The 11,557-nt window shown below is 50.0% G+C and carries 10 protein-coding genes, 1 pseudogene and 1 other annotated feature; all 11 genes and pseudogenes read right to left on the bottom strand.

Annotated features, from left to right (window positions below; genetic code table 11):
* Positions 1-589: hypothetical protein (locus ACFO8Q_RS05395; protein ID WP_380024709.1), on the bottom strand; the 589-nt coding region annotated here is incomplete at its 3' end.
* A 281-nt stretch (positions 590-870) separates the two neighbouring features.
* Complete coding sequence (locus ACFO8Q_RS05390; RefSeq protein WP_380024708.1) at positions 871-1,068, bottom strand: hypothetical protein; 198 nt, start codon at positions 1,066-1,068, stop codon at positions 871-873.
* 415 nt (positions 1,069-1,483) lie between these two features.
* Positions 1,484-3,295 (bottom strand): aspartate--tRNA ligase, encoded by a 1,812-nt coding sequence (aspS, locus tag ACFO8Q_RS05385; RefSeq protein ID WP_380024707.1) that lies wholly within the window; start codon positions 3,293-3,295, stop codon positions 1,484-1,486.
* Positions 3,296-3,299: 4 nt separating this feature from the next.
* On the bottom strand, positions 3,300-4,547 hold the full coding sequence (hisS, locus tag ACFO8Q_RS05380; RefSeq protein WP_380024706.1) for a histidine--tRNA ligase: 1,248 nt from the start codon (positions 4,545-4,547) through the stop codon (positions 3,300-3,302).
* A 36-nt stretch (positions 4,548-4,583) separates the two neighbouring features.
* Positions 4,584-4,844, bottom strand: a binding site (T-box leader).
* A gap of 123 nt (positions 4,845-4,967) precedes the next feature.
* Entirely contained in the window at positions 4,968-5,960 is a 993-nt protein-coding gene (locus ACFO8Q_RS05375; protein WP_380024705.1) for a TAXI family TRAP transporter solute-binding subunit, read from the bottom strand.
* An 84-nt stretch (positions 5,961-6,044) separates the two neighbouring features.
* On the bottom strand, positions 6,045-6,254 hold the full coding sequence (locus tag ACFO8Q_RS05370) for a hypothetical protein (protein WP_380024704.1): 210 nt from the start codon (positions 6,252-6,254) through the stop codon (positions 6,045-6,047).
* Positions 6,255-6,459: 205 nt separating this feature from the next.
* Complete coding sequence (locus ACFO8Q_RS05365; protein WP_380024703.1) at positions 6,460-7,086, bottom strand: fumarylacetoacetate hydrolase family protein; 627 nt, start codon at positions 7,084-7,086, stop codon at positions 6,460-6,462.
* Between the two features lie 86 nt (positions 7,087-7,172).
* Positions 7,173-7,343: pseudogene (locus ACFO8Q_RS05360) on the bottom strand (SDR family NAD(P)-dependent oxidoreductase); the annotation flags it as partial.
* A 183-nt stretch (positions 7,344-7,526) separates the two neighbouring features.
* Entirely contained in the window at positions 7,527-8,813 is a 1,287-nt protein-coding gene (locus ACFO8Q_RS05355) for a (Fe-S)-binding protein (RefSeq protein ID WP_380024702.1), read from the bottom strand.
* Positions 8,810-10,216, bottom strand: coding sequence for an FAD-binding oxidoreductase (locus tag ACFO8Q_RS05350; protein ID WP_380024701.1), 1,407 nt, complete (start codon positions 10,214-10,216; stop codon positions 8,810-8,812). The genes ACFO8Q_RS05355 and ACFO8Q_RS05350 overlap by 4 nt, the downstream gene beginning before the upstream one ends.
* Positions 10,217-10,302: 86 nt before the next feature.
* Positions 10,303-11,532 carry a nickel pincer cofactor-dependent isomerase, group 22 gene (locus ACFO8Q_RS05345; RefSeq protein ID WP_380024700.1) on the bottom strand — a complete coding sequence of 410 codons (1,230 nt, stop codon included), beginning with the start codon at positions 11,530-11,532 and terminating at the stop codon, positions 10,303-10,305.
* Between the last annotated feature and the right edge of the window lie 25 nt (positions 11,533-11,557).

Below are 11,557 nucleotides of genomic sequence, written 5' to 3'. Positions count from 1 at the left end.
CCTGGTCGGGAGGCAATGTTACTGTTGCTTCCCATTCAAGTTCTCGCACACTTCTGGTTGGTATCGATTGGCCGTTCATAGTCAGTTCGATTTCTTTGGTAGGGGTATCTCCTGCAATCCGAATTGTAACGGTTCCCGGATCTTGGATGAGGCTTCCGTCTGTCGGAGATATAAAAATGGGTGGAGAAGGTTGTTTCTCTTCTTCTGTTATCTCAAACGTTGCTTTGGTAGCGTACATCCTGTACTCATCCTGAGGAGCGATTCGAGCATAATACATCCCCGCTTCCAAAGGTTTCCCATCGATCGTTCCATCAAAGTAATGGACGTTATCGCCTTTACTAAAAAACTGATTCTCCACGATTGTTTTCAGTAGTGTTCCATCTGCTTTATGAATTTCGATATTCGTGACATGGTCCAATTCAAAGTCCCATTCAATTGCAATTGGTGTACCGGGAGTCGATTGATACGGCACAACTCTGGTGTATGTACCCGGGTCCGCACTAACTTGTGATGCAGGTAATACAGGTAAAATGCCTGTGATTAAAGCCAACACCAGAAAACATTTTAGAAAAAACTTCAAAAGTCGCAATTGCATCATCCTCCAATTGGTAAACTCCATTTTTCAAACGTGAAGTAGACATAATAACTTGATATTCCATTTTTCGACAGCCCGGAGCTTCTCGCCTGCATAAATTTTCCTCTTTTTCAAATTTCACAACAAATTCATAAAACAACAGAGGGAGCTATTTAATTCCCCCTCACCTTTGTTTCTTGATTTGATTCGTAGAGTAGAGAACTGAAATTTCATTGCGCGCGCGTGCCCGCTTTACTTTAGTTCCCCCTGCATCAAACCGGATGTGAGGTTTTCCCTCACCCGGCTTTCCGATGTTCTTCTTTCTTGTGCATTACGGTACTTTTGCGGATAAGCTTCAGAATCCGTCTGTCGCTTATTCTTTGTTCTACCAATGCCATCAGTTTCTCGTGCGGAAAATTGTTAAAGTATCCGGTGATATCGACATCGACTACCCAAAATCCACCTTTTTTGACGGCTCGGCGGATATGTCGCATGGCTCCATGTGCGTCCCGTTTAGGCGAAAGCCATAGGAGCATTTCTTAAAAGTCCGCTTCGAAAATTAGTTCCAATACCATCTTCACGGCCATTTGCACCACCCGATCTCGAATGATCGGTATGCCTAGCGATCCCATTTTGCCATCTTGTTTAGGTATTTGTCGCCGAGCTGATAAGGGGTGGTATGTGAAACCTGCGCTTTGAATTTTCCTTGGCCGCAAGATATAGTGTGTTTTCAAGTTGTCGAGTTTTTACTTTGGTGTAGTTAGGAGGGTTTACTGCATTCACTCACTCTTACCTCCTTCAACATCACATGAACAAAAGTGCAGGATTCACTTGATGTTACGGCCTGTTGTTTTGCTCGCACGACAAAAAAGTCCCTAGAAAATTTGTCTAGGGACTTGCTCAATGATCCTATTTCCCGGCTGCTGCCTCAACATTAGCCGTGGTTCGAATGTGCAGTTCTTCCAACTGCCGCGGTGAAACTGCAGAAGGTGCCTGTGTCATCGGGTCGCTTGCCGATTGGGTTTTGGGGAAGGCAATGGTGTCGCGCAGCGATTGGCGTCCGGCCATGATCATAATGATCCGGTCCAGGCCAAATGCGATTCCCCCGTGCGGAGGCGTACCATACTCGAACGCATCCAACAGGAACCCAAACTGTTCATACGCTTCTTCCATCGAAAAGCCAAGCGCCTTAAACATCTTCTCTTGAATCTCCCGACGGAAAATACGCATCGAACCTCCGCCAATCTCAAATCCGTTGAGAACCATATCGTACGCCTGCGCCCGAACACTTCCCGGATCGGAATCCAGCCTGTCAATGTCTTCCCACATCGGCATTGTGAACGGATGATGTTCCGCTACCCAGCGTCCCGCATCTTCGTCATACCCCAACAGCGGGAATTCCGTTACCCACAAGAACTTGAAAGTTCCTTCCTCGATCAGATTCAAATCCTTGCCAAGCTTCAAGCGCAGGTTGCCAAGCACATCAGCCACCGTTTTCGGTTTGTCGGCCACGAACAGCAGCAGATCTCCCGTTTCCGCTTCCAGTGATGCCTTGATCGCTTCGATTTCATCCTCTGTGAAAAATTTGGCGATCGTCGATTTGATGCCCTCTTCGGTGAGCGCGATCCAGGCTAAGCCCTTTGCCCCGTATCGTTTTGCGTACTCTTCCAGTTCGTCGATCTGCTTCCGGCTGTAATTGCCGCATCCCTTTGCATTGATGCCCTTTACAACCCCGCCGCTCTCAATCGTTGTGCGGAACACTTTAAGTCCGCATGTTGCAGCGATCTCCGAGATATTTTTTAATTCAAGCCCGAAACGCACGTCCGGCTTATCCGATCCGTACCGGTCCATAGCTTCTTTGTAGGTTAACCGTTGGAACGGGCGCGGAATATCAATATTAAGTGTTTCCTTAAATAAAGTCGCCATCATCTCTTCCATCAAATCATGGAATTCATGCAGCGGCATAAACGACATCTCAATGTCGACCTGGGTGAATTCCGGTTGACGGTCCGCACGCAAATCTTCGTCCCGGAAGCAGCGGGCAACCTGATAATACCGTTCAAAGCCGGATACCATCAATAACTGCTTAAACAATTGAGGAGATTGCGGCAATGCATAGAACTCCCCAGGATGCACACGGCTTGGGACCAAATAATCCCGAGCTCCTTCCGGTGTCGATTTGGTGAGCATCGGGGTTTCCACATCCAGGAAACCATGACGGTCCAAGAAAGAACGAACATGCTGTACCGCTTTGTGACGCAGAACGAACGTCTTTTGCATTTCGGGGCGACGCAAGTCCAGATAGCGGTATTTGAGCCGAACCATCTCATCTACGTCCACGTTGTCTTGAATATAGAACGGCGGATTTTTTGCGGCGTTCAGAATCTCCATTTGAACTGCCTGCACTTCGATTTCCCCGGTAGCAATTTTCGGATTGATGGTGCTTTCGTCACGGATTACAACCTTCCCTTTGATCGAAACCACATATTCATTCCGAAGCTTATCCGCTTGCATCAGCAGCTCCTGAGAAGAGAACTCCGGATTGAACACTACCTGTACAATTCCGCTCCGGTCACGAAGATCGACAAAGATCACTCCGCCCAGATCGCGGCGCCGGGCAATCCAACCGCTTAACACCACTTCTGTATTTGCATCTCCGGTACGGAGTTCACCTGCGTTATGTGTTCGATACAAACCGATTCCCTTGATTGTATCAGCCATCGTGTTATCCCTTCCTCATCTGCAGTTTTTGAATCAATTCCGCCAACGGTACGGTAATTTGTTCGCCCGTTTCCATGTCTTTTACGTTTGCGATGCCTTGTGCCAACTCGTCGTCCCCCAGGATAATCACTTGCTTGGCTCCCAGGCGATCGGCCGATTTTAGCTGGGCCTTCATGCCTCGAGCCAGATAATCCTTCTCGACAGCCATCCCCGCCGCCCGCATCTCCTGAAGTAAAGATACGGCTTTGCGGTCGGCTGCCTCGCCCAAAGCAACAACGAACGCATCCAAAGCTTGCTCCAGCGGCAGCGTCACGTTCTGGTTGGCTAGCGTCAAGAGCACTCGATCCACACCGCACCCGAAACCGATGCCAGGCGTTTCCGGGCCGCCTAATTCTGAAACCAACCCGTTATACCGCCCGCCGCCAATTACGGTCGAACCGTCGACGAGAATCTCAAATGCGGTCTTCGTATAGTAATCAAGCCCCCGGACAATGTGCGGGTTCACCACAAAAGGAATGTTTGAATCTTTGAGATAGCCCTGCAGCTGTTCAAAGTGAGTCTGACAACCTTCACAAAGGTCATCCAGCATTACAGGGGCGTCCGCAACCCTGTCCTTATCCACTTTACAGTCCAGGATCCGCATCGGATTCCGATCATACCGGTTGTTGCAGTCCTCGCATAGCTCATCCAGCTTATCAGCAAAAAACTTCTTAAGCTGTTCCCGATACACAGGCCGGCATTCCGGGCAGCCGACAGAATTGATCTCCAGAGACAGGTTCCGTATCCCTACCTCGACCAACAAAGTCATCGCCAACGACAGAACTTCAGCGTCCATGCTCGGGTGATCGGAGCCGAGCGCCTCCACCCCAAACTGGACAAACTGACGGTTTCGACCGGCTTGCGGACGTTCGTAACGGAACATCGGGCCCATGTAATACAGCTTTGTCGGCTGTTGGGGAAGCCCGTACAATTTGTTTTCAACGAACGAACGCACTGCCCCGGCGGTCCCTTCCGGCCGGAGAGTGAGGCTCCGATCGCCCCGATCCGTAAATGTGTACATTTCTTTCGCCACAATATCCGTTGTCTCTCCCACACCGCGAGCAAACAACTCCGTGTGCTCAAACATCGGGGTGCGAATCTCGTGGTAGTTGTACCGTCGGCAAAGATCGCGCGCTACCTTTTCAACGAACTGCCATTTTTCCACTTCACCGGGAAGTATGTCGTACGTTCCCCGCGGCTTGTTTGTAAACATCACAAAATCCCTCCAATAAATAAAACCCCTCATCCCGATAGGGACGAGAGGTTAATTCCCGTGGTACCACCCTTATTGAAGCCTTACTTATCCTGCATAAAGCTTCCACTTACCGATAACGCCCGGCCGCGCCCGTCTGCTACTGCACCTGTATGCCAAACGATCAGCAATATGATGGTTCACAGAGGGTCCTCCAGGATGTCATTCACAAGGAAGCACTGCAAAGACGTTTCCAGCCGCGACGTCTTTTCTCTGGCCAGGCAAAACCTCGTTACTTTTTCCCTTCGACAGATCATAGCTCGATATGTTCAGTTAGGATGTATCTTACTTATCCTGGCGGATAATGTCAAGTCCCAACAAATATTTGACAAAAATCGTACAGAGTTAAATCCTCCTCTTGAAGTACCGGTGCGACGTCAATTAAAGCTTCCCTACCTCTTTGTAATATATTTCCGCACCCGGGTGGAGGGGTACGACCAGATTCTTCCATGCATGGTTCACATCGATTTCCTTTGCGGCACTGTGGGCAGCTTGCAAATCTCCCAAATTCTCGAAAAACAATTTGGTTATTTTATAAACCTTCTCTTCCGAAAGATCACCACGGACCAAAAGAATGTTACGGATCGCTGCTGTCGGAATCGGTTTTTCGTTCTTATACACGCCGGGCGGAATCTCCGCTTGAACGAAAAACGGAAATTGTTTGGTCATTTTTTCTATATCGGCTGCTTGGATCGGTACAATCTCGACAGTCTTTTCTTTTGACAGGTCGATTACCGCCGAATTCGGCAAACCGGAAGTTACAAAAGATGCATCGATCGTGCCGTTTTTCAACTGCTCGATGGCCTCTGCATAAGAGAGATAGTCAGGCTTTATATCGTTGTAGGTAATGCCGTGACCCCCTAGAACTATACGGGCGTTAACTTCCACCCCACTGTTGGGAGCGCCTACACCAACCCGCTTTCCTTTCAAATCTGCAACGGACTTAATATTCTTTTCCTTCAAGGCAATAATTTGAACATAATTCAGATAAAGCCCCGCGATTGCTTTCAGGTCTGTTACAGGACCACTGTCTTTAAAGTTTTCTTCCCCTTTATATGCGAAGGATGCAACATCGGACATTCCAAACGCTATATCCGCTTTCTTGGCCTTTAACAGGTTAATGTTCTCGACTGTTCCATCTGTAGATTGAACGGATGTATGATAGCCAAGTTTCTCTTGGTATATCCTGGCCAAAGCCCCTCCAAGCGTGTAATATGGACCGGAACTTCCGCCGGTTGCGATAGTTACAAATTTCTGCTCTTTCATGTCTCCCCCAGTTCCTGGAGTTCTCGCATTTTCTGTCGAACTGGTACACCCTGTTGCAACACTCAATATCAATAGAGCGCCGGTTAAGCATGAAATCATTTTTTTCATCAACAATTCCCCCCTTGCACAGGAGTGCGAACAAATTTTCCTCTTGACTGTTTTAAATCACCCCAACAATCGCGATGGAGGCATCTAATTGCCTGCTGTTTCTTCCGGCGGCTCTGGCTCGCTGCTTCTCGGCATCTCACAAAACGGAACAAGCGGCTGTTGCTCGCCAGTCGGCATGACTCGGTGTCCTGGATTTGCGGATACCGGGAACTTCGCCACTGGTATCCGGATTGGAAAGTGGAGAGGCGATCTTGGATCCGCCCACGCCCCCCGATCTGTACCATGCTGGAACACGATGATGTCTCCACCATCATCGACCTAAATCCCAGGCGTTACGGCAAATTGGTATACATTAAACGATAACAAAGCCTTTGCAGAAAAAGGACCACCAGTGACGGTGGTTAATCAGGGGCTGGTCTAGACTATGACGGGTTCTCACGGTTAGGACGAAAAGAGTGAGAATTATTCAGAATCGATACCCCGGTCGATCCCGTTTCTTCTATCCCATTTTAATCGTGCATTGTCCGAGAACTTCTTTACCCCATTTCAATTCTATACGGTCTCCGTTCGCCACAGGGCCGACTCCGGCCGGTGTACCCGTATAAATGATATCTCCCGCTCCGAGGCCGAAATTAGCGGCGATAAAATCGATAATCGTCTGAAAGTCAAATATCACATCACTGATGTTGCCGCGTTGCACCTGTTCTCCGTTTTTGAGCAGCGAAAAATCGGTCTGCTTGCATCCTTCCACACCCGGGAAAGGATGAAACTCCGTGATAATCGCCGAATTCCGGAAGCCCTTGGCGGCCAGCCACGGATGCCCTTTCTTCTTCAATTCGCTCTGCACATCGCGCAGCGTGAAATCGATTCCCAATGCGATGCGGTCGATGATATCGTCCGCCTTGGCACCCGCTGTGTAAGGCTTGCCGATATGGATAACCAATTCCGCTTCATGGTGCACTTCCCCGCGGTCTGCGGGAAGAACTACTTCCTGCCCCTGAGTTTGCACAAGAGCATGAGTCGGTTTAGAAAAAATCATCGGAGATGTGGGAACGTCATTCCCCAATTCCTGGGCGTGCAATTTATAATTCCGGCCTACACAGTAAACATTCCGGATTGTATCCATCGTGACCCCCACCTTGATCAGTTTTTGAAATACTTCAATTCCCCTGATTACAACGCTTTCACCGTGCCGCCGTCCACCAGCAGCGCTTGCCCGGTTGCGGCTTCGATCTCAGCCGCTGCCTTCTTCAACTCGTCCAGGTTGCGGCTTGCGATCGTCACGATCGCCCCTTCGCGTGCAAATTCCAATGCGCTCGCTTTGCCGAGCCCTTTGCTTGCTGCTGTCACCAATACTGATTTGCCTTTTAAGCCGAGATCCATATAGTATTTCTCTCCTTCCAAGCCGAGAAACTGCATCAGTTCTACAAGTTCCTCCATGGTTCTTTGGTCAACGCCGGGAGCCGGCGGTCTTACGCAGGCTTGCCTCATCAACCTCCCCGGACTCCGTAAAGGGGGTGAGGGAGATAACCGAAATCCCCTTGATCTCTTTCATGGTCTTCCTCCTTATAAATCGCAGGCTTCGTGCAGCAGGTCGACAATGTGCACCGCTTTCATGCTGTTTTCGAGCCCAGCGCGGCGGATACCCATCCGCATCTGCAGGAGACATCCCGGATTGGATGTCACCACGAACGCAGCGTTGGTGGTTGCTACAGATTTCATCTTGTCATCCAAGACTTGCATGGACGTGTCATACTGAACCAAACTGTAAATTCCGGCTGAACCGCAGCATCCGTCGGCTCCCGGCAGCTCAATATAGTGAGCCCCCGGTATGGAACGCAGCAGTTGTCTCGGCTGGGAAGCCACTTTTTGTACATTCCGCAGATGGCAGGAGTCCTGATAAGTGAGGCGATGCGGAATTTCTTTCCGAAACGGCAGCGGTCCGAGTTCCGACAGGATCTGGTTGATGTCACGGCTTTTCGCCGCAAATTGTTGGGCCCGTTCCGCCCACTCCGGTTCATCGGCCAGCAAATGGTCATATTCCACCAGTATCGCGCCGCAGCCTCCTGCGTTATTGATGTACCAGTCCGCTCCGGTTTCTTCGAATGCCGCAATGTTGCGTTTGGCCAATTCCTTTGCCTGTGTAAGTTCCCCCGCATGGGCGTGGAGTGCGCCGCAGCAGGTCTGAGTTGTCGGGATTATCACTTCACACCCGGCGGCAGCAAGCAATTCAATCGTTTTCTGATTAGTTTCATAGAAAAGAGAGTCCATCACGCATCCGGCAAAAAAAGCAATTTTCGCTTTCGGTTTCCCTTGTGGCTGAACGGCCGTTTTTTTGCGCATAAACGAAAGAGGGGACGGAACCTCGGGCAATGCCCTTTCAAACTCCCCCATATGGAACGGCAGTTTGTCAGTAATGCCAAGTGAAAATGCCGCTTTGCGAAGCCCTGACTTTTGATAGAGCCATATTAATCCTGTCACTGCTTTCATCCGTCCCGGATGCGGAAACAGTCCCTCGAACACAAATCGGCGCAGACCTTTTACGGCCGATGTCGGTTTGCTTTCGAGCCGGATAGTGTGTTTCGCACCTTCCAAGATCGCTCCATATTTCACTTCTGTCGGGCATACGGTTTCACAAGCTCGGCACCCGAGACACAAATCAATCGGCTCGGCGAGGTGGTCAAGCACGTCAATCTTGCCCTCCGCCGCCGCTTTCACAAGAGCGATGCGTCCGCGCGGGGAAGCAGACTCTTTTTCCAACACCTTGTATGTCGGACAGGCAGGAAGACAATATCCGCACTGCACGCAGCTGAATGTCTTGTCGTATTGCAAGAACGATTTCAATTCGTTCATTGTGTCAGCACCACCCGTGTTTGTCCCGGCTGCGGAAAAATTTTATGAGGGTTCAGGATGTTGTCGGGATCCCATGCCTGCTTGATTCGACGCATCATATCAAGCCCGACGGTTCCCAGCTCCATCTCCATATACGGAGCTTTCATCGTTCCGATTCCGTGCTCTCCCGATAATGTACCGCCCAATTCGATCGCCGCCTTAAAAATCTCACCTACCGCTTCTTCCACCCGCCGCATTTCTTCTATGTCCCGTGCATCCGCGATAATATTGGGATGCAGGTTGCCATCACCCGCATGACCAAACACAACGAGATGAACATTGTATTGCTCCCGGATTTGACGGAGTCGTTCAAACATTTCCGGTATTTTGCTGCGGGGAACGGTCGCATCTTCCGAAATCTTGGTCGGCTTCACCCGAGTGATCGCCGGAGAAACAAGCTTCCGCGCTTTCCACAGTTCTTCCCGCTCCGTTTCGTTTTGCGCAATCTTTATTTCCCGAACGTTGTATTTTTGGCAGATCTCGGCAGCCTTTTGAATCTCCTCTTCCACGGCGACCGGATGTCCATCCACTTCAATCAGAATGATGGCGTCCGCATCGACTGGCATTCCGCACGGCATATAGTCTTCAACCGCCCGGATCGAAGCGTTATCCATAATCTCCATTTTTGCAGGCAGTATGCCGTTCGTAAGCACTCCGCTGATCGCCCTTCCCGAATCAATCAAATCGTCAAACACGGCCATTAGTGTGTTTCTGGCGGCAGGCTTCGGGATTAACCGCAAGATTGCCTTCGTAATGATGCCGAGCGTACCTTCAGAACCGATAATCAAGGGTGTCAGATCATACCCTGTCACATTTTTAACGGTCATGCCGCCGGTGCGGATGATCTCTCCCTGCGGTGTCACCACTTCCAATCCAATTACATAGTGCTTGGTAACACCATATTTAAGACCGTGCGGTCCGCCCGCATTTTCGGCCAAATTGCCTCCGATTGTACAAACACTGGAACTGCTTGGATCAGGGGGATAAAAAAGGCCTGCTGCTTCCGCCTTTTTCTGCAGGTCTGCCGTGATAATTCCCGGTTCAACGACTGCGACCAAATTGTCCCGGTCGATCTCCATCAGCTTATTCATGCGGGTCATGACAATAGCTATACCGCCTGCGACAGGCAGCGGTCCACCGCTGAGCGACGTACCCCCGCCCCTTGGCGTGACCGGGATTTTTTCCCGGCAGGCGAGTTTCATGATTTTTGCGACTTCTGCAGCCGACGTGGGAAACACCACCACATCAGGCAGAAAAGTACCGAATGAAGCGTCATATGAGTAGCTGTATCTCTCATCCAGCGAATCCAGAACGCGGTCCCGATCCGTGATTTCAATCAACTCTTGTATAATGTCCGGCTTCAATTCGGTTCCCCCCTCTCTCAACTCTCCAAGTAGTCATAATAAATCTATCTAACTGCAAATTCGTTATTCATCAAGGCTCAGCAGCGTTACATGGAAGTATCGTACTCTATTATCCTGCTTTCTTGCAATTTCGCAACGTGACTTAGAGCTTCAACTTCACTAAGCAGGGCCTCTGAAACCCATAAATGCTGCAAATGCAGAGTGTTCGCGATGCGGACAATCCGCAGTTGGTTGACGTCAACTTCTCCAAAAGAACGTATTGCCCATCCGACCGCCTTCTCCTCATTGGGAGCGGTCATCGGGATCATCGCCCGCAGTACGAATGTCGACGACATCACATTCAAATACGTTGCATGCAAGTCGATCTTGTCGACCAACTTTCGGGTAGTGATATCGGCCAACCCGATGCCTGTCGCATTGCCGTGTGAGCTTTCCGCAAGATCCAGAACCGCGATCCTCTTAATGTAGGGGTTGTTCGGATCTTCGGTATCGTGAATGCGCACTCGCCCGATCACATTCGTATCCATACCTGTTCCCGAATAACATTTGCCCATTTCTTCCACGATCAGCAAATCGATGTTCCGAAAAGGCAGCGAGGGCATCAACGATTTTGATTCGATCAGTAATCCCGCTTCCTTGTCGATCCATTCGCCGGGCAGCACTCCGACAATGTCCGCTGTTGCCTCTTCGGCATTCTCGATAATTACCAATCCACAACAAACCGGAGTTTTGTCAAGAATCATACTGGCCATCGGTTCAATCAGGGTTTTCATCCCTTCTATGCCAAATCGGTGAATATTTGCCGCTCCGGCAGGATTACCCAAACCGACCACAAGCATCTTGGACAACCCGCTTTCCAGCTTGCTTTTAAAAGACGTATGCGTTTTGACGCGGTTCACCACAACAATCGCGTCACTTTCAAACGCATTCCGATTCTGGTAGACAGGGATATCCTTGTAACGTCCCACTTCCACAACCTCTATGGTCGGTTTGATCGGAAACCCGATTGTTTCTTCCGTAATTCCCAAGGATGCCAGCATATTCAGCTGTCCTTCGACCGTTCCTCCGCCATGGCTGCCCATGGCGGGGACGATACAGGGTTCTGCCCCTTTTTCTTTTAAAAATCCGAGTACCGTTTGCAGAATCAATACGATATTTTGAATCCCACGGCTGCCCGCGGTGACAGCCACGCGTTTCCCATTGAGATCCAGATTCGCGGAAATCCGTTGAAGTTCCGAACGGGCCTTGCCGGCTACATCTGATAAACGTGGGGCATGGAACCGCTGCTCCACTTTATGCAAAATGAGTTGTCCCATCAGTCAACAACCCTTTCAATTTTTA

The organism is Effusibacillus consociatus (assembly GCF_042652925.1).
Lineage (GTDB): Bacteria > Bacillota > Bacilli > Tumebacillales > Effusibacillaceae > Effusibacillus > Effusibacillus consociatus.
The sequence above is the reverse complement of the archived record's forward strand: the minus strand, read 5'-3'. Positions and strand labels throughout refer to the sequence as shown.

Coding starts and splice junctions, on each gene's coding strand:
- ACFO8Q_RS05390 (WP_380024708.1), bottom strand. CDS start 1,068: ATGCGACATATCCGCCGAGCCGTCAAAAAAGGTGGATTTTGGGTAGTC.
- aspS (WP_380024707.1), bottom strand. CDS start 3,295: ATGGCTGATACAATCAAGGGAATCGGTTTGTATCGAACACATAACGCA.
- hisS (WP_380024706.1), bottom strand. CDS start 4,547: ATGTTTACAAACAAGCCGCGGGGAACGTACGACATACTTCCCGGTGAA.
- ACFO8Q_RS05375 (WP_380024705.1), bottom strand. CDS start 5,960: ATGAAAAAAATGATTTCATGCTTAACCGGCGCTCTATTGATATTGAGT.
- ACFO8Q_RS05365 (WP_380024703.1), bottom strand. CDS start 7,086: ATGGATACAATCCGGAATGTTTACTGTGTAGGCCGGAATTATAAATTG.
- ACFO8Q_RS05355 (WP_380024702.1), bottom strand. CDS start 8,813: ATGAACGAATTGAAATCGTTCTTGCAATACGACAAGACATTCAGCTGC.
- ACFO8Q_RS05345 (WP_380024700.1), bottom strand. CDS start 11,532: ATGGGACAACTCATTTTGCATAAAGTGGAGCAGCGGTTCCATGCCCCA.